The organism is Sulfitobacter sp. SH22 (assembly GCF_965641905.1).
Lineage (GTDB): Bacteria > Pseudomonadota > Alphaproteobacteria > Rhodobacterales > Rhodobacteraceae > Sulfitobacter.
Window position 1 is genome coordinate 174,805 of the sequence record NZ_CBFFKI010000002.1, and the last position, 18,489, is coordinate 193,293.

Consider the following 18,489-nt stretch of genomic DNA (forward strand, 5'->3'; position numbering starts at 1 on the left):
AAGGAGGATATCCAATGACCTGCAATCCTAAAGGCCTGCACCTACCAGGCATCCTAGCTGCGACGCTTTTGTCGGCAACGACAGCTCTGGCCGCACCACCCGGATCGTTGCCATTTGGCGTTTACGATCCCGAAGGTACCTTCAGTGAAGATGCTGACGTGCGCATCGAGCATCTTTTCCTGCCCTGGCAGGATGTCTACCTTCCATCGCTTCTGGAAGCTGACGCCTATGCGACCGAGCGTGGCCGCTCTATTCTGGCCACGATCGAGCCCTGGACCTGGACGCGAAACGAGCGGAACCGGCCTTCTGTCTTGATGGCAGGTATCCAGAACGGCGATTTCGACACCAACATGGCCGAAATTTGCAAAATCTTCAGTGGCTTCCAGAGTGCGGTAACCGTGCGTTGGGCGCATGAAATGGAAGACGTATCAGGCCAGTTCATCTGGGCTGGTTGGGACAAAGACACTTATATTGCCGCCTATAAACGCATGGTCGATGTCTGCCGCAAAGAGGCATCGGACATTGATTTCATGTGGTCGCCGCTTGGTCTGGAAGGCATGGAAAAATACTATCCGGGCGACGACTATGTCGATGTGATCGGTTTGTCGGTGTTTGGGCTGCAAGCCTGGGAAAAAGAAATCACCGGGCAAGAGCGCAGCTTTCGCGAGGTTCTTGATCCGCGCTACGAACGTGCGCTGCAATTCAACAAGCCGATCATTGTGGCAGAGTTGGGATATGTCGGCGACCAGGCCTATTTCGACCGCTGGAACGAGGATATCCGCCAAGATCTCGACGGGCTTGATCGGCTGATCGCGGTTGTCTACTTCAACTATCCCGAGGTCTATCCATGGCCTGATGGGTTTGGTCTGCCGGACTGGCGCTTCGACCACAATATCCTCGAGTAACCAAATTGCGCTTGCATCGGCGGTATACTGCCGATGCAAGCGTCACGATACTGCACTCATAGCGTGTACTAAATAAATCAACGATTTAGTAGCATTTGATCAGGTAAAAGCAGACCTGAAACCGCCTCTTTCCAGACCATATGGGGCGGAAATCTTGCTGTGCGCGACATAGACGGGACCAAGGCTGTTTTCTCGATGCCATTCTTGCTGTAGTTACGCCCCTACCCACCGTTTTAGCTCGGCGCAAGACCGAGATAATTTGAGCTACGGTCGAGAGGAGCAGTCTAATGGCAAACGCAGAGTGCGCGTTCTCGCGCAACTTAGGTAATTTGTTTTGCCGCGCGGACTTTCTCACAAATGTTTTTGCATTCGGCCTGGCCGCCAATCGGGGCCCTGACCCAATTTGCCCAAATTTCGCCGCCTTTTCGCCTGCGAAAGGGCGTCATCATCCCCCATCATAGAACATCTTCCTTCACACAAGACGGTATCCGTCCCTTTGGGCGGGGGCGGTCATCAACCTAAAATGACGGAGAGCAGCAACCATGACCATCACCAGACAGAGCATCCGGCCCGCCACCCGTATCTTGGCCGGCGCGATCGTGGCAACCGCGTTGTGCGCTGGCGCAGCCTTTGCAGACCAGAACAAATCAACAAAGACGCGGACGCAGACCACCAAGGCGAGCCTCAACCTGCTTTCCCTACCGCGTTTGGGAAAGCCTGTCGTGCGCGTGCGGCAAATGGGTTCTGGCAGCTGGATTTGTTCGCCCGCCGGCTTTGGCCAGCGTTCGCGCTGCTACCGCGGCTGAGGACCAACATTGCGACAGAATAAATCAAGGAGACCAGAGATATGACTATGGCCCGGAAGGTCTCGTCGTTCGTCGGGGCATTGATTTTGATGGCACAAGCTGCGGTGGCGCAGAGCGCCGGTGTAGGCGCTTGGGAAAACCCAAGTTATACAACGCTTGAGTGGATCGAGAGCCAGCGTGGTCTTGGCTGGTACTATAACTGGCGGGCAGACGAAATCTGGCAAGACGGCAATCGCCGCCGCTCTGTCGAATTCGTCCCAATGATTCACACTGCGGCAAACATCGATGATCAGATCCGATCCAGCCGCAAGCCAAGCACCCTTCTGGGCTTTAACGAACCAGACGGGCATGGCGGGAGCCATCAGGCCGGAATGAGTGTTCAACAGGCTGTCGCGCTTTGGCCACGGCTCGAGGCATCCGGTCTGCGTCTTGGCAGCCCGGCAACCACCCAAGAGGGAGCACTCGGCCAAAAGTCCTGGCAGCGGAATTTCATGAACGAGGTCGAACGGCGCGGTCTGCGCGTCGATTTCATGGCGGTTCACTACTATTCGAAAAATGGCGACGTGGCCGCATTTCGCAAATGGCTGATTGCGGTTCACAAGGAATACCGGCGACCCATCTGGGTGACCGAGTTCGCCTTTATCGACTGGTCCAGACCGGGCCGCGCAACGTATCAGGCCAATGCGAGATTTGCGCAAGCCGCAGTGCGCATGTTGGATGACCTGCCCTTTGTCGAGCGGTACGCCTGGTTTGCCGCGAACCCCTATCCTTGGAAGGGCAAGGTGCCCGCAATCAATCTGGTGGACAACAAGATGCGGCCTACGCCAGTGGGGGCGGCCTATGCCGAAGCGATCTCCGCAGGCGCAACTGTCACGGTTGCGAGCCTGGCTGTGCAAGGCGGGCAAACGTCACGCTGACGGCCCTTCCGCAGTTCGTTTGGCACATCCCATAAACGCACCTATTGCGCCTGCCATCACACGGGCCGGCATAGGGGCTGCTAAGCGATTTTTATTACCCAAAAGAAAGATGATTGAAGTTCATCAGCCTGCAGCCGTTGAGTAACCCGACGGTTGGTGTCAGTTGTTTCAGGACCGCGGCGCTTGTATCTGCGCCGGTTCCGGTCGAATTGGAATGAATTGCGTAAATATATGAAAAAGAACAACTCTGTATTGCGCGGTCCGGATGTTGCCCTTCGTTCCTTGTCGAACACCCTGTTGCCATGGGTTGCCGCAGTTGTGATTTTGACGATGTTGCCTTCCGTTTTTGCAGCAAATTCGACGATCACCATCATGAACCAAATGGCGATCACCATCATTTTCGCGCTTTCTTACAATATGTTGCTAGGTCAGGCAGGCATGCTGAGTTTTGGTCATGCGATCTATTTAGGTTTTGGCGGGTTCATGTGCATTCATGTGATGAACCATCTGCAGGCGGTCGGTGTCCCCATTCCACTTCCCTTTCTACCTTTGTTTGCCGGTTTCTTTTCTATGGGTATGGCAATGCTGATCGGGTCGTTTTCGACCCGCCGGTCAGGCACCGTGTTCGCCATGATATCGCTAGGCGTGGTCGAACTGGTCGCATCGTATTCGATCATTGGTTATTCGTTCTTCCGTGGCGGCGGGGTCGGCGGCGACAGGACCCTTGGCGTGCCGTTCTTTGGCGTAGAATTTTTGCGCCAGATAGAAGTCTATTATCTGATTTCCTTCTGGTTGGTTGTCTCTGTTGGCCTCATGTATTTGTTCACCCAAACGCCGATGGGACGGATGGCCAATGCCGTCCGGGACAATCCCGAACGCGCGGAGTATTTGGGATATTCGGCACGGTGGGTCCGGTTTTTTTCGTTCTGTGCCGCGGGCTTTTTCGCCGGTGTCGCCGGAGGGTTGTTTGCGATAAACTATGAATTGGCCACGGCTGAAAACCTCAGCGTACAGGCTTCGGGAACCATACTGATGATTGCGTTTTTGGGAGGGATCGGGGTCTTTTATGGGCCGATCCTGGGGGCAGTCGTGTTCACATTGCTACAAACGGTACTTAGCCTGCATACCGATCTGTGGCAGCTATATGTCGGGGTTTTGTTTCTGGCCGCAGTGATGTTTTTCCCCTCGGGTCTGGCTGGTGTCTTGATCATGCATCTATCTGTTATCGGGCAGAACAGATGGGTAGGATTAATCGGCCCGTATTTCAAAACCGTAGGGCCTGCTGTTATCGGCACGCTGGGCGTTTGCGGTTTGGTTGAGTTGGTGTTTCACAGCCGCCACCTTGCCCGCGGGGGGCAAGAGATGACCTTATTTTGGATCACCTTTCATACCTCCAACCCGGCCCCCTGGTTGATCGCTGCCGGAGTCGCGATAATCGGCATATGGATCAGCAAACGCAATGCGCCGGCACTGTCGACTGCTTGGCTGGCTATCTGCGATTAATCGATAAAGGGGGCCTGCAAGGGGTATTGATGGTGTTTCACCTGAATGCAGGACCGTGCGCCCAAACAGTCAATGAATAACGTATGCCACCTTTGACCGGCGTCACCTGATGAAGTGTGAAGCTTGGAAAAACACTGGCACACCCCTGAGCGCGACTGGCGGTGAGTATCTGAGCGCCAGGCATAACTTCCAGATCGCCGCCTTCGTAGGTATCGGCGGCACTTAATTGCAGAACGAGCGTGAGCTTTCTTTTTCCCGAGGCCGGACCGCCGCCAATATCGGAGTGCCAGGCGAAGTGCCCGCTATCTGACGACTTGTAGATTGCCACCTGAGGGCTTTCGGCAAACTCGTGCAGGTCAAACCCGTACTGATCTTTGTTGGCGCTCCGGACAATCTCGATCAGGCGCTCCATCACCCACTCCATGCCAGCCACGTTATCAGTCCATACCAACTCCGCTTTACGAAGATTGTGATTTTTATTGCGACCGACGAGGAGAGCTTCATCGGTTGACGCTTCGGAAACCATCGCAATAATCAGCGCACATTCACTGATGGTAAATGCATCGGGTATCGCATGTAATGTGAGCATTCCGTCCACCTTTTCGAATTGTAAAAGAGACTTCTTGGAAGAGCGTGCTGGGTTGCAAGCAACTTGGCAGCACCAAAGGGCCCAATCACACCTCGTAACATGAAACGATTGCGAGTGTGCGAAAGATAAAGCCGACATCGGTGCAGGCGGTTGCAGTTTCTTTTGGCGGGCAGGCATGACCTTTGTTGCCTGCTTGATGTAGATCACAATGGCCCCTCTGGTTCGATGGTATCTGCGAAAATGACGGCTGTTGGAGCCGCATAATAGGAGACGTCAGATGCCAATGAAAAATATCTCGCGGATCGCAGGTTTGGCCGCGGTGACGGCAACATCAGCTGCGGCGCAAGTTGTTGAAGTTCCAGAACTTTACGAGCAGTCCTTCCATGGGCACGATATGATGTGGGGCGACAGTCAGTGGGGCGGCTTCGGCATGTTTCTTGGGCCGGTATTCATGGTCTTGCTGATCGTCGGGATCGTCGTGGCCACTATCTTTATCTTGCGCCTGCCCAATGGTGGCACTGCATTGCAGCCAAACACCAACGCCCTGGCGATATTGAACGAGCGGTTCGCGAAGGGCGAGATCGACGCTGAAGAATTCAATGCGCGCAAGAAGGCGTTACTTGACTAAATCTTGGGCAAGCAGACATTTAAGATGTAGGGTCATGATCAGCACGGTTTTGGTCAAACATTGCGCTGAAAGGCTCCCATGAAAAGACGTCAGTTCCTGAGTTCTTCTGCAACCGCCCTTGCTGCCGCAGCAGCCCTGTCGCACGGGGCTGCGCGTGCATTTGCGCAAGAACAAACCCCCAAGCAGCGTCTGTCCATGCCGCCGCTTCTTGATACACGCTCAACGGGGCGTCTGTCTTTGCAAGCGCAGTCGGGCAGTCAAACCTTTCTTGGCGGGGTGGCCACACCAACGGTTGGGTTTAACCAAGACTATCTGGGGCCGACAGTTATCCTCAAGAACGGGGATCTGGCTGCAGACGTAAAAAATGGGCTCAAGGCCCCGGTCAGCGCCCATTGGCATGGCCTTTTGGTGCCCGGAGAACATGACGGCGGCCCGCATCTGCCGATCGCACCGGGCGAAAGCTGGCAACCAGAGATGCATATCGCCCAAGACCCCGCGACCATCTGGTATCATTCCCATATCCACGAGCGCACGGCAGAACAGGTGTATTTCGGGCTCGCGGGGGTCATTCACATCACCGACGGCGAAGACGACGCGCGCGGTTTACCATCGGCCTATGGTGTCGATGACCTGACCCTTGTCTTGCAAGATCGCCGTTTCGATAACGCGGGCCGCATGGTTTATGATCCCTCGATGATGGACGTGATGCACGGGTTTGCGGGCAACCGTTTGCTGGTCAACGGCCAAGCGGGCGCGACAGCGGTCGTGCCGCAGGGGATCGTGCGGCTGCGCCTGCTCAACGGGTCAAATGCGCGTGTCTACACGCTATTTTTCGACGATACGCGGCCGATGCATCTGGTCGCGACGGATGGCGGGTTCCTGCCCGAACCGATTGCTTTGAACACGCTGACCCTTGCGCCGGGTGAACGCGCCGAGGTGCTAGTGGATATGTCAGACGGCAAGGCACCTGTCCTGTTGAGCGATCCGGCCCAGCCATATGGCGTTCTGCCTTTTGCGGTCGACGCGGCGCTGCCCGCGCGTATCACCCGCCTGCCAGACAAACTGGACGGTGTGTTGGAGGACCTGGCCGGAACCGAGGTCGAAACGCGGGATATCTCGCTTGATATGGGGATGGGCGGCATGATGCGCGGCGGCGGCTTTGCCATCAATGGACGCCCCTATGATATGGGACGGATCGATTTTGCGGTCGCGCAGGGCACTGTCGAACGTTGGCGCATCCGCAGCACGATGATCGCCCATCCGTTCCACGTGCATGGTGTACGGTTTCGTGTGCTGAGCGAGAACGGCGCGCCGCCGCGACCTGAAAACACAGGCTGGAAAGATACAGTTCTGGTGCCCGGCGAAGCAGAAATCATCGCGCGTTTTGACCAACCCGCCGGGCAAGAGACGCCTTATATGTTCCACTGCCATATCCTCGAGCATGAAGATGCGGGGATGATGGGGCAGTTCACGGTCACTTAAAGGGGCCCGTTATTGAGCCGAAGATTCACGGGAAGGATCAAAAATGCCGACGTCAGAACACATCTTTGCTGCCGAGCCGCAGTTGCGCCTTGGGGTGTTCCTTGTCGTTTTGGCAATCATGGCGCTTTGGGAAGTGCTCGCCCCGCGACGCCGGCGCGATATTCCGCGGGTGATCCGCTGGTCAAACAATCTGGCCTTGGTGGTCATAGACATAATTGTTTTGCGCCTGACCTTTCCGATCCTCGCGGTCGGTTTGGCCATCATCGCACAAGAACGCGGCTGGGGATTATTCAATTTAATCGAGGCACCGGCTTGGGTTGCTGTTCTTGTGAGTATCATCGTTCTGGATTTGGTCATCTATTTACAGCACGTTATGTTTCATGCGGTTCCTGCCCTTTGGCGGTTGCACCGTATGCATCACGCTGACCTTGAATTTGATGTCACGACAGGCCTGCGGTTTCACCCCATCGAGATTGTGCTGTCGATGGGGATCAAACTGGCAATGGTGCTGGTCTTGGGTCCGCCTGCCGTGGCGGTCTTGATCTTCGAGGTCTTGCTCAACGCCACCGCGATGTTCAACCATTCCAACGTTCGGCTGCCTCTGGTCGTGGACCGGCTTCTGCGTTTGATCATGGTCACGCCTGATATGCACCGTGTCCACCACTCTATCCTGCCCGAGGAAACGAACAGCAATTTCGGGTTTAACCTGCCGTGGTGGGACAGGCTATTGGGCACCTATAGGGCGCAGCCTGCTGCGGGCCATGACGCCATGACCATCGGCATAGAGCAGTTCAGAACGCAGCGCGATCTATGGCTCGACCGGATGTTGGTTCAACCCGTCAAAGGTCCTGCAAGCGGTTATCCAATCAATCGGGAAGCAAGTGATAAGTAATATACCCACGCCTGAATTTCAGACGTAGACGAGATAGGGCCCGCCAAGAGATCAGGCGTTTTCTTGAGGTTTGTGAAAAGCACCCAGTGCGGGCAGGTACCAACGCAACAGACCTAGCCCAGCCAAGGCAATCGCCGTCAGGCATGCCCCCGAGAGGAATGTGGCCTGTGCGCCGAACCCTTCCCAAAGCACTCCAGCCAGAATACTTGCCGCCAGCAGGGCCAGCCCCCCGGTCAGGTGGAACATTCCAAAAGCTGTTCCGCGCAGTTCTTGTGGGGTGGTGTCGGCAACAAGTGCTGCAAGCAGACCCTGTGTTAATCCCAGATGCAAACCCCATAGTGCCACGCCGAAGCCTACGCCAACCAGACCATCTGCGAATGCAAGCACAAGATCGGCGGCGATAAGAACGCAAAATCCGATGATTAAAAGCGTTACGCGATGATAGCGGTCCGACAGCGCCCCCGCCGGATAGGCCACCAGCGCATAGACAACGTTCATCAACACCAAAACCATCGGGATCAGCACCAGTGGCAGCCCTATGCCTTGCGCCCGCAAAATCAGAAAAGCCTCGCTAAAACGCGCAAGCGAGAAGACCGTCGCAACCGCGACCACCAGCCAGTAGTTTGACCCGAGGCGGTTGAGTTCGGGCAAGCTTAGAGGGAATTTTACCTTGCGCAGGCCGGTGGGTCTGGCGGGTTCGTGGACGGCAAAGACCAGCAGAGCCAAGGCGAGAAAGGCGGGGATGACAGCGACCCAGAAAACCGCCTGAAAGTTATTGGTGGTCAGCCACATCAGGAAAATGGCCAGAAGCGGCCCCAGAAAAGCGCCAATAGTATCAAGGGATTGCCGCAACCCAAAGCTGCCGCCGCGCATGTGCGCAGGGGCCATATCAGCGATAAGCGCATCGCGCGGCGCGCCACGAATGCCCTTGCCAACCCTGTCGACAAACCGGGCCGCGATCAGCAAGTTGACGGAGCCGGCCACGGGGAAGATTGGCTTTGTGAACGCTGCAAGGCCATAGCCGATGACAGCCAGGAGTTTGCGCTTACCCAGCCAGTCCGACATCGCGCCCGAGAAAATCTTGACGATAGATGCCGTTGCCTCTGCGATGCCTTCGATGATGCCCACCGTGACCATCGACACGCTCATCACGGTGACCAGATAAACCGGCAACAACGCATGTATCAGCTCGGATGAAATATCCATGAACAGGGACACGCATCCCAGCACCCAGATCCCTTTCGGGATCTCGCGCATCCGCGCTAATATGGGTGATGCGGTGGCCATTTGAAAATCTCGCTCGGGATATGGATTTCAATGAATGCTTGTGTTCATTCCTAGCCGGTATGACCGTGCATGAGTATCGGTAATTGGATCGGCGGCCCTGCATTTGGTGCCCAACGTCGTATCGCCGGACACCAATGCAATTTAGCGCTGCCATGTTCGGATGTCAGAAATCCCAATCTTCGTCTTCTGTCGCCACGGCCTTGCCAATGACGTAAGACGAACCACTGCCGGAAAAGAAATCGTGGTTCTCGCTGTCAGGTGACAAGGCGGCCAGGATCGCGGGGTTCACCTCGCAGACTTGCGCGGGAAACAGCGCCTCGTAGCCCAGATTTTGCAGCGCCTTGTTGGCGTTGTAATGCAGAAACGCTTTCACGTCCTCAGTCAGGCCCATATCGTAATAAAGCTCTGCGGTATATTGCGCCTCGATCTCGTAAAGGTCGAACATCAACGAAAACGCGAAATCCTTGAGGGCATCACGATCCGCCTGTGGCAAGTGTTCGGTGGCACGCTGGAATTTATAGCCGATGTAGTAGCCATGGATCGCCTCGTCGCGGATGATCAGGCGGATCAGATCGGCGGTGTTGGTCAGCTTGGCACGGCTGGACCAATACATCGGCAGATAGAAGCCCGAATAGAACAGGAAACTCTCCAGAAACACCGATGCGATCTTGCGCTTTAGCGGGTCGGCTGTTGCGTTGTATTCTTGCAAGATCAAACGGGATTTCGCCTGAAGATGCGGGTTTTCCTCTGACCAGCGAAAGGCGTCATCGACCTCTTTCGTGGAACATAGCGTCGAAAAGATCGACGAATATGACCGCGCATGCACGGCTTCCATGAATGCGATGTTGGTCAGCACGGCTTCCTCGTGCGGGGTTTGTGCGTCGGGCATCAGCGACGGCGCGCCAACGGTGTTCTGGATCGTGTCGAGCAGCGTCAGGCCCGTCAACACGCGGATCGTCAGCGTGCGCTCGTCCGGTTTCAACGTGGCCCAGCTTTGGACATCGTTGGAAAGCGGTACCTTTTCGGGGAGCCAGAAATTGACGGTCAGACGGTTCCAGACCTCAAGGTCTTTGTCGTCCTGGATGCGGTTCCAGTTGATGGCGCGGGGGACAGCGGTGGCGTGGTCAAGGTCTTTCATATCGGGCCTCACAATGTGCAGGAAACGCAGCCGTCGACTTCCGTCCCCTCAAGGGCGGTTTGGCGCAGGCGGATGTAATAGATGGTTTTGATGCCCTTCTTCCACGCGTAGATCTGCGCGCGGTTGATGTCGCGGGTCGAGGCATCGGCGGGGAAGAACAGGGTCAGCGACAGGCCCTGATCCACATGGGTGGTTGCGGCGGCATAGGTGTCGATGATCGCTTCGGGCCCGATCTCATAGGCATCGCGGTAGAATTCGAGGTTGTCGTTGTTCATGAACGGGGCAGGGTAATAGACGCGCCCGATCTTGCCCTCTTTGCGAATTTCGATCTTGCTGACGATGGGATGGATCGAAGACGTGGAGTTGTTAATGTAGCTGATTGACCCCGTGGGCGGCACCGCCTGCAAGTTGCGATTGTACAGCCCGTGTTCCATGATCAGATCGCGCAGCTTGGCCCAATCTTCGCGGGTGGGAAGGTCTTTGCCCTCGAACAGTGCCTTTACAGCGTCACTTTCGGGCAGCCAGTCGCGGGTGGTGTAGGTGTCAAAAAACGCACCGCTTGCATAGGTAGAGGTCGCGAAGTCTTTAAAGGTTTCGCCCTTTTCCTGCGCCAAAAGGTTCGACGCGCGAATGGCGTGATAGGCGACAGCGGCGAAATAGAGGGACGTGAATTCGACCCCCTCGGCGCTGCCATAATGGATGCGTTCGCGCGCGAGATAGCCGTGCAGGTTCATCTGCCCCAGCCCGATCGCATGGCTTTCGTCATTGCCACGCCGCACGGAGGGTACCGAATTGATCGACGACATTTCAGACACAGCTGTCAGCACCCGAATGGAGGTTTCGACCGTCGCGCCAAAGTCGGGTCCATCCATCGTTTTGGCGATGTTAAGCGACCCCAAGTTACAAGAGATATCCGTGCCAAGGTGGTCATAACCCAGATCATCGTGAAACGTGCTGGCCTCGTTCACTTGCAGGATTTCCGAGCACAGGTTTGACATCGCGATGCGCCCGTTGATCGGGTTGGCGCTGTTCACCGTGTCTTCGAACATGATGTAGGGATAGCCGCTCTCGAACTGGATTTCAGCGAGGGTCTGAAAGAATTCACGTGCGTTGATTTTCTTTTTGCGGATGCGTTTGTTGTCGACCATCTCGGCGTATTTTTCGGTCACTGAAATGTCTGAAAACGGCAGGCCATAGACACGCTCAACATCATGCGGCGAGAACAGGTACATATCCTCGTTTTTCTTGGCCAGCTCAAAGGTAATATCCGGGATTACCACGCCAAGGCTCAGCGTCTTGATGCGGATTTTTTCGTCTGCGTTCTCGCGCTTGGTATCAAGAAAGCGCAAAATATCAGGGTGATGCGCATTCAGATATACCGCCCCCGCACCTTGCCGCGCGCCCAGCTGGTTGGCGTATGAGAAAGAATCCTCCAGCAGCTTCATCACGGGGATGACACCGGAGGACTGGTTTTCGATCCCTTTGATCGGGGCACCTTGTTCGCGAATGTTGGTCAGCATCAAAGCGACGCCACCGCCACGCTTGCTAAGTTGCAGGGCCGAATTGATACCGCGCCCGATGCTTTCCATGTTGTCTTCAAGCCGCAGCAAGAAACAGGATATCAGCTCCCCTCGGCTTTGCTTTCCGGCGTTAAGGAATGTGGGCGTGGCGGGTTGGAAACGCCCCGACAGGATTTCGTGCATGAACGCCATCGCCTGCACCTGATCGCCACGCGCCAGCGTTAACGCGGTCATGACCACGCGGTCCTCGTAGCGTTCCAGAAACCGGTTCCCGTCTCGGGTTTTCAGCGTGTAGGAGGTGTAATATTTGAACGCGCCCAGAAACGTGGGGAAACGGAATTTTTGCGCAAATGCGGCCTCCCAGATCTGGTGAAGGAAGGCGCGCGGGTATCCGTCAAGCACCGCCGCTTCGTAATATCCTTCGTCGACCAGATAGCTGAGTTTTTCGTCCAGCGAATGAAAGAAAACGGTGTTCTGGTTCACATGTTGAAGGAAATATTGACGCGCTGCCATGCGGTCTGCGTCAAACCGGATATGACCCTGAGAGTCGTACAGGTTCAGCATCGCATTCAGCGCATGATAATCCATCCCTGCGTCTATACCGTCATCAAGCATTGCGTTCTCCAAAATTTGTCCAGCCCGTCGCGGATGCGGGCGATATCATTGTCTGTTCCTGCCAGCTCGAACCGGGTGAGCACGGGCACGTTGCATTTTTGGGCGATCACATCGCCAGCCAGGGCGAATGTCGCCCCAAAGTTGCGGTTCCCCGCACCGATCACACCGCGCAGCAAGGCGCGATTGGCGGGGGCATTCAAAAACCCGATCACCTGTTTGGGGACCGCCCCGCGCCCTGCGCCATCTGCAAATGTCGGGCAGATCAGCACAAAGGGGCGGGCAGGGGATGGCATCAGTTCGGACGGGCGGATCGGAATGCGCATGGCATCACGCCCCAAGGCGGCAACCAGCCGCGCGGTATTGCCCGTCGCAGACGAATAATAGACCAGCCCGCCCATTCCCATTTATGCCAGTTGGCCGATCATATCGGGGCGAAACCCGGCCCAATGCGCATCACCCGCCACAACAACCGGAACCTGACGGTAGCCCATTTCGGTCACGTCATTCATCGCGTCTGCATCTTGTGTCAGGTCGATAACGCGGTAGTCCAGACCGCGCATGTCCAGCGCGCGGGTGGTGGCTGTGCATTGCACGCAAGCAGGTTTCGAATAAACAGTGATGGTCATGCCCATATCCTTTGGTTGTTTTGCAAAGGAACAGGGGCGCGCAGGGTACCGCCTGAATAGGGCCATACCATAAACACGTCCCCAAGCCCTCCGCTCGCGGTTATCGTATCGTGCTTGGGCAGGTCTCCTGGCTCGCGGCTCGAATGTGTTGCCATCCTTCCCGGTGCAGATGCACCAGTGGGTAAAAGGCCAACACTTGCCGCTTACAGTTGCGGGGGCAGCGCCGGTATTTCACCGGCTTCCCTCTTAGCCTGCGACTCGCATCGCAGGAACCAAAGCACCTATATCTTGGGGTGCTTTCCCATGGGGTGTCAATATACTGCGTTTGGTTTTGTCGAACTTCCCGGTTTGACCAAGATCAATGCCGCGGCCTTGAAAAATGTTCAAATCCAGAAACGCGGCTAGGGCATCGCAATTCCCCGGTTAGAAATTGCCGTCTATGATTGGAGACATGCATGAAAGTTCTGATAGCCTATGCTTCCACAGAGGGGCAAACGCGAAAGATCGCCCAGAGATTGGCCGATCACATCGTGGATGGCGGGCGTTCTGTCGAACTTGTGGAACTCGCGAATGCGACCCGAATGGACCTCCAGCGGTTTGATGGCGTAATTCTGGCGGCATCGGTCCATGTGGGTCACTACCAGCGGGCACTGACCAATTTTGTGGCGGAACGGTCCAAAGACCTCCAAGCGAAACCGACCTTGTTTTTGTCAGTATCACTTGCCGCTGCGGGGCATGAAGCCGAAGATTGGAAGACTCTGGATAAGATCAAAGATGAGTTCGTCGAAGCGACGGGCTGGGTGCCAAGCCGTGTTGAGCAAGTCGCGGGTGCATATCTGCCGTCAGAGTATGATATTTTCCGACGGTTCATCATGCGTCGCATCCTGGCCTCAAAAAACCCGGAGGCAGACTTGGACGCGGATAAGGAATATACTGATTGGAATTCACTTTTCAGGACGACCGATGATTGGCTGGCCGGTATCGACGCCACTGATTAACCAGATCAAAGACGGGGTTTAGAGGCTGAGGCACACCTCTTGGGTGCCAGCGCCGACCCCTGAAGTAATTGCTGCGACGTAAGAAATGGATCACAAAAGAATATGAAGCCGCTGTTTTTGGTTGTCTGCTATATTGCGGCTGTCACCTTGCCCCTGATCTTGTCCTGGCTGGTCGGCGGGCCACCGCGGGCATTCCATCAGGAACTTGCCTCCGGCCTTGGTATTCTTGCGTTTTCCATGATCCTTATGGAGTTTGTGCTCTCCGGCCGCTTCAAGAATATTTCGAATGATATCGGCATGGATGTGACCATGCGGTTTCATCAGATCATGGCAAGGATAGCACTGGGTTTTGCGGCGCTTCACCCTTTTCTATATCGCGGTACACCGTCTGGTGGACAGCGCCCTTGGGATATGACCCGCCAACTGGTCATCACGACCGATATTGCTGACCTATCCACAGGTATCGCCGCATATCTGATCCTGCCCAGCTTTGTCATTCTTGCGATCTGGCGCAGCAAATTAGACTATAAATACGAGACGTGGCGCTTGATGCATGGTGTTGGTGCCCTGTTGATCGCCGTGCTTTTGCTGCACCACACGGTATATGCAGGCCGCTATGGATCGCAGACTGTGATGACCGGCTTCTGGCTGGCAATGACTGCCGCCGCTGCCGGGTCGCTTTTCTACGTTTACTTGATCGCGCCGCTTCGGGAAAAGGCCCGCGCGTGGCGTGTTACGTCTGTTGTGCAGGTTACGCCGAAACAATGGAAATTGACCTTAACACCCGACGGCCATGCAGGTCTGGTTTACCAAGCGGGTCAATTTGTCTGGCTGAACGTGGGGCATGGTCCGTTTTCGTTGAAAGAGAACCCTTTCTCCCTTTCGTCAGCACCCGCCGCAGGGCCAGAAATCTCTTTCATGATCAAGGAACTTGGCGATTTTACCCGAACGATCGGTCAGATAAAACCTGATACGGTCGCGTATCTGGATGGCCCGTTTGGAAGCCTGACTGTCGACGGTCACCCCGAACCGGGCGTTGCCTTGATCGCGGGCGGCGTGGGGATTGCGCCCCTGTTGGGAATTCTCAGGCAGATGCGCCTGACCGATGATCCGCGAAAGGTTAAGCTGGTTTACGGAAACCGATCCGCTGAACAAATCGCCTACCGCGAGGAGCTGGATAGGGAGGACACGACCTTTGTCTTGTCCGAACCGCCGGAGAGTTGGGAGGGCGAGACAGGGTTTATTGATGCAGCGCTTTTGGATCGGGTTTTCTCGGCCGACGACTTCAAGGAATGGGTCTTTGTCCTGTGTGGCCCGTCAATCATGATGGACATCGTCGAAGACCATTTGATCACGCGCGGCACGCCGTCTCATCGTATCCTATCAGAGAGGTTTGACTATGATTGATCGCCTGAGGCACCTGAGTTTGCACAGGCGCATCTCCCTCTCCATTTGGGTCGTGAGTGTGATCATTTGCCTGATCCTTTTGGCGTTTGTCCTTCGGTGACTTAATCTTGCTTCAAATGAATACGCCCGAAAATACAACGGCCAACCCGGCCCCGACCATCAGCACGGTTGGCACAAGGGTGCGCGCGCCGATCAACCCGTAAGATACAAGCGTTAGCCCAACGGCGACCCGCAGCATCGCGATGATCGCGGCAATCGGTGTTTCGGCCAGGCGCAGCATGTCGGGGTTCGCGATCATGCCCAAGGGGATGATATACAGACCAACGCCTAGCGCCATTGCCGTCATCGCAACCTTGAGCCAGTTTTCCCCGATCATGCCCGCCGCGATAAAGACGGCACCGCAAACAGGGGGCGTGATGGTGGACAGCAGCGCAAACCAGAACACAAACAGATGCGCCTGTAACGGCTCAAGCCCCAGTTGCGTCAGCGCCGGACCCGCGACTGACACGCAGATGACATAGGCGGCGGTGGTCGGTACCTCCATCCCGAGGATCAGGCAGGCGAGGGCGGTCAGAAGCAGCGAAGGCCAGAGCAGGCCACCCGACCCTTCAAGGATCAACGAGGTGATTTTGACCCCCAGACCGGTGATCGACAGAACCCCGATGATGATCGACGCACATAGGATGATGGCCGCAATCATCGACACTTGTTTGGCCGCGTTCAGCACCGCGCTGGTGAGGCGGTCAATGATCTGGGCGCGGTCGCTTTTCAAGTCAGCGTTGATGAACAGCAGCAAGGCCCCCGCAAGAATGGCCAGTGCGGCGGAATATTCAGGGGTGAATTTTGCGCCGAACATCGCCCAAAGCAGCACCGAAAACGGCACAAGAAAGAATAGCGAGGTGATGATCACATCGCGCCGGGCAGGGCGGTCGGCAGCATCCACACCCTTCAGGTCAAAGCGCCGCGCGTAGGCGTTGATGCCGACCCAGACGGCAAGGAAATACAAAAAGGCAGGCAGGATCGCCGCAGCCATGATCGAAGTGTAGGGCACGCCCGTCAGTTCAACCATCACAAACGCCCCCGCACCCATCAGCGGTGGCATGATCTGCCCACCCGAAGAGGCCACAGCCTCCACCGCAGCAGACAGCCGTTTTGGGTAGCCGAGTTTCGTCATCGCGGGCAGGGTGATCGCGCCCGTTGACGCGACATTGGCCGATGCCGACCCCGAGATAGAGCCGAAAAGGGCCGAGGAAATTACCGACACCTTGGCGGCACCGCCCTTTAGCCGACCAGCAGCGGCAGCGGCGACATTCATAAAGCCCTGGCCAGCCTCGCCCGCGTTCAGCACAGCACCAAAGATGACAAAGATCGACACCACCCCGACGGATACCCCCGTAAGCGACCCCCAAATGCCGCCTTCGGCAATGGTCAGCGTACCCAGAAAACTGTTTAGCGGGGTGCCGGAATGGCCAAACTGGCCGGGAATATATTGGCCGTACAGTCCGTAAAGTAGGGCCGTTCCCGCCACCAAAGGCAGGGGCCAGCCGATGGCACGACGCGCGGTTTCAAGCGTGACGGCGAGCAGTGTGATTGCAATCGCTCTTTGGAAATTCCCTTCGAGAAACCCGTATTGATCCCCCAGCATGTCATTGTTCAACGCAATCCAAAGTGCGGCACCAATACCAAGCACAGCCAGCACGATACCACTGATCAGGCCCGCACGGCTGGTGGCCCCCAGAACCAGCACGAAGGGCAGGATGAATGCCATATGCAACGGCCGGCTAACCAGATTCGACACCAGACCCGAGAAGATCAGCGCAAGGTGATAGCCGACCAGACCAGCGGCCAACAGCAGCCAGAAAGCCGCGGCGATGCGACCATTGAGAAGTGTATTCATGGGGGACGTCTCTTTGGAGAGCGACAGCAGGCCGGATGCGTGATCCGGCCTGCCAAACGGGTAGCTGCTTACTTTTGCGCGTCAGTCAGCTCGATGCCTGCCTCGGCGTAATAGCGCGCGGCACCGGGGTGGATTTTGCCGGCGATATTGCTCAACATGGCTTGGTCGACGCCGCTCCACCATGGGGAGGTATCGCCGAGTTTGGCCTTGCTGTCCCAAAATGTCTTGGTCAGCTGGTACGCCGTGTCATCATCCATCGCAGTGGTCGTATAGGCCACAACCGGCAGCGAGGTTGTGGTGATGTCGGCGTCTTGTCCAGCATAGGTGCCCGCAGGGATCGTCAGCATCGTGCGCTTGGTCTGGGCAATCTGGTCATCGCTGAGTGACAAGACCGTGACCGTCGTAGACGCCGCCGCTTCGATCACATTGGGTGCGGGCCACGAACCTGCGGTGACAAAGCCGTCGATCTGACCGTTCTTGAGCGCGGCAACCGCATTGGAAAGCTCCGCATCCGCGATCTTGACCTTGTCGGTCAGCCCGAACATCTCGATATATTTTGCGCCTTCGGTCGCCCCGAACGAGCCCTTGCCCAGTAGAATGGTCTTGCCTTCCATCCCCATCAGATCAGTCACACCGCTGTCGGCAGACATAACAAAATGCATGGTCAAAGACGGGATCGGGAAAAGCGCGCGAATTTCGTCAAAGGCCGGATCTTGCTTGCCCTCGAACATGGCTTTGCCTTTTTGCGCAAGGCCTACCAGTGCGGGTGGTGTGGTGAACACATAGTCACCCCCGCGCGCCTTGGTTTCCATCACGTTCTGGACGGATCCTTGGCTTTCTTCGACTGTGACGATCACATCGCCGTTGGTGCCGGCTTTCATGGCTTCGGCCAGTTCAACGCCCATCTGGTAATAGGACGACCCGGTTTTGGCCGACTTATACGTAATGCGCGTTTCGGCTGATGCGGCTGTTACGGCCAGTGTCGTCAGGGCGACTGCCGCCACTGCTGATCTTAGTACGATATTCATCTGAAATCCTCCCCTACGATGTTGTTCACCGCAAATCGTGACCTGTCTGGTCTGTTTGCACAAGCTGGAATGCAGGGTTTTTTCGTCGGATGAGACGTGGCACTGGCTTTGCCACAGGAGGCATTGACCACCAAGGGACCATTCGGCACGCAACTGATTATCTGCCACAGAATATCGCCAGACGTTCAACGGAATAATCAGAAAAGCGGTTGTCCGACAAAGCGTATTGTAAAAAGCACGGCAGGAGGCGA

Annotated in this window: 17 protein-coding genes and 1 riboswitch; of the genes, 9 read left to right on the forward strand and 8 right to left on the reverse strand. The window is 56.2% G+C overall.

All coding sequences use genetic code 11. The features are described from left to right. The first annotated feature begins 14 nt into the window (after positions 1-14). From ACSQ13_RS01180 to ACSQ13_RS01195, 4 genes are all read left to right on the forward strand, one after another. Positions 15-905, forward strand: coding sequence for a glycoside hydrolase family 26 protein (locus ACSQ13_RS01180; protein ID WP_176250859.1), 891 nt, complete (start codon positions 15-17; stop codon positions 903-905). A 542-nt stretch (positions 906-1,447) separates the two neighbouring features. Beyond that, complete coding sequence (locus ACSQ13_RS01185; protein ID WP_176250858.1) at positions 1,448-1,711, forward strand: hypothetical protein; 264 nt, start codon at positions 1,448-1,450, stop codon at positions 1,709-1,711. A gap of 41 nt (positions 1,712-1,752) precedes the next feature. Continuing rightward, on the forward strand, positions 1,753-2,628 hold the full coding sequence (locus ACSQ13_RS01190; protein ID WP_295512803.1) for a glycosyl hydrolase: 876 nt from the start codon (positions 1,753-1,755) through the stop codon (positions 2,626-2,628). 231 nt (positions 2,629-2,859) lie between these two features. Next, positions 2,860-4,131, forward strand: a complete 1,272-nt coding sequence (locus ACSQ13_RS01195; RefSeq protein ID WP_435988065.1) for a branched-chain amino acid ABC transporter permease — start codon at positions 2,860-2,862, stop codon at positions 4,129-4,131. A 37-nt stretch (positions 4,132-4,168) separates the two neighbouring features. Here the strand turns inward: ACSQ13_RS01195 and ACSQ13_RS01200 are convergent, their stop codons facing one another. Further along, positions 4,169-4,720 carry a 2OG-Fe(II) oxygenase gene (locus ACSQ13_RS01200; RefSeq protein WP_295512816.1) on the reverse strand — a complete coding sequence of 184 codons (552 nt, stop codon included), beginning with the start codon at positions 4,718-4,720 and terminating at the stop codon, positions 4,169-4,171. Between the two features lie 277 nt (positions 4,721-4,997). Between ACSQ13_RS01200 and ACSQ13_RS01205 the strand changes: the two genes are divergently transcribed. The 3 genes from ACSQ13_RS01205 to ACSQ13_RS01215 all read left to right on the forward strand — a co-directional run bounded on the left by ACSQ13_RS01205 (position 4,998) and on the right by ACSQ13_RS01215 (position 7,722). Beyond that, complete coding sequence (locus ACSQ13_RS01205; protein WP_295512801.1) at positions 4,998-5,348, forward strand: SHOCT domain-containing protein; 351 nt, start codon at positions 4,998-5,000, stop codon at positions 5,346-5,348. A 78-nt stretch (positions 5,349-5,426) separates the two neighbouring features. Further along, positions 5,427-6,830, forward strand: a complete 1,404-nt coding sequence (locus ACSQ13_RS01210) for a multicopper oxidase family protein (protein ID WP_295512799.1) — start codon at positions 5,427-5,429, stop codon at positions 6,828-6,830. Positions 6,831-6,873: 43 nt separating this feature from the next. Then, positions 6,874-7,722 carry a sterol desaturase family protein gene (locus ACSQ13_RS01215; RefSeq protein ID WP_295512797.1) on the forward strand — a complete coding sequence of 283 codons (849 nt, stop codon included), beginning with the start codon at positions 6,874-6,876 and terminating at the stop codon, positions 7,720-7,722. A gap of 51 nt (positions 7,723-7,773) precedes the next feature. On the opposite strand, the gene ACSQ13_RS01220 is transcribed toward ACSQ13_RS01215, so the two are convergent. The 5 genes from ACSQ13_RS01220 to nrdH form a co-directional block, all read right to left on the reverse strand. Further along, on the reverse strand, positions 7,774-9,009 hold the full coding sequence (locus tag ACSQ13_RS01220; RefSeq protein ID WP_295512796.1) for an MFS transporter: 1,236 nt from the start codon (positions 9,007-9,009) through the stop codon (positions 7,774-7,776). 163 nt (positions 9,010-9,172) lie between these two features. Further along, positions 9,173-10,147, reverse strand: coding sequence for a class 1b ribonucleoside-diphosphate reductase subunit beta (gene nrdF / locus ACSQ13_RS01225; RefSeq protein ID WP_435988066.1), 975 nt, complete (start codon positions 10,145-10,147; stop codon positions 9,173-9,175). 8 nt (positions 10,148-10,155) lie between these two features. Continuing rightward, the gene (nrdE, locus tag ACSQ13_RS01230) at positions 10,156-12,282 is read right to left on the reverse strand and encodes a class 1b ribonucleoside-diphosphate reductase subunit alpha (protein WP_435988067.1); all 2,127 of its coding nucleotides are present in this window, start codon (positions 12,280-12,282) and stop codon (positions 10,156-10,158) included. Continuing rightward, positions 12,264-12,680 carry a class Ib ribonucleoside-diphosphate reductase assembly flavoprotein NrdI gene (gene nrdI, locus ACSQ13_RS01235; protein WP_435988068.1) on the reverse strand — a complete coding sequence of 139 codons (417 nt, stop codon included), beginning with the start codon at positions 12,678-12,680 and terminating at the stop codon, positions 12,264-12,266. Before nrdI ends, nrdE begins: the two co-directional genes overlap by 19 nt. Positions 12,681-12,686: 6 nt before the next feature. After that, positions 12,687-12,908 carry a glutaredoxin-like protein NrdH gene (nrdH, locus tag ACSQ13_RS01240; protein WP_176250851.1) on the reverse strand — a complete coding sequence of 74 codons (222 nt, stop codon included), beginning with the start codon at positions 12,906-12,908 and terminating at the stop codon, positions 12,687-12,689. Positions 12,909-13,008: 100 nt separating this feature from the next. Further along, positions 13,009-13,200, reverse strand: a riboswitch (cobalamin riboswitch). A gap of 163 nt (positions 13,201-13,363) precedes the next feature. Here nrdH and ACSQ13_RS01245 point away from each other — a divergent pair. Together ACSQ13_RS01245 and ACSQ13_RS01250 are read left to right on the forward strand one after the other, a co-directional pair. Beyond that, positions 13,364-13,906 carry a flavodoxin domain-containing protein gene (locus ACSQ13_RS01245; RefSeq protein ID WP_435988069.1) on the forward strand — a complete coding sequence of 181 codons (543 nt, stop codon included), beginning with the start codon at positions 13,364-13,366 and terminating at the stop codon, positions 13,904-13,906. A 102-nt stretch (positions 13,907-14,008) separates the two neighbouring features. Next, a complete protein-coding gene (locus ACSQ13_RS01250) occupies positions 14,009-15,313 on the forward strand; it encodes a ferredoxin reductase family protein (RefSeq protein ID WP_435988070.1) in 1,305 nt (434 codons plus the stop codon). Between the two features lie 112 nt (positions 15,314-15,425). On the opposite strand, the gene ACSQ13_RS01255 is transcribed toward ACSQ13_RS01250, so the two are convergent. Together ACSQ13_RS01255 and ACSQ13_RS01260 are read right to left on the reverse strand one after the other, a co-directional pair. Further along, entirely contained in the window at positions 15,426-17,210 is a 1,785-nt protein-coding gene (locus tag ACSQ13_RS01255) for a TRAP transporter permease (RefSeq protein ID WP_435988071.1), read from the reverse strand. Between the two features lie 68 nt (positions 17,211-17,278). After that, positions 17,279-18,238 (reverse strand): TAXI family TRAP transporter solute-binding subunit, encoded by a 960-nt coding sequence (locus ACSQ13_RS01260; RefSeq protein WP_435988072.1) that lies wholly within the window; start codon positions 18,236-18,238, stop codon positions 17,279-17,281. Between the last annotated feature and the right edge of the window lie 251 nt (positions 18,239-18,489).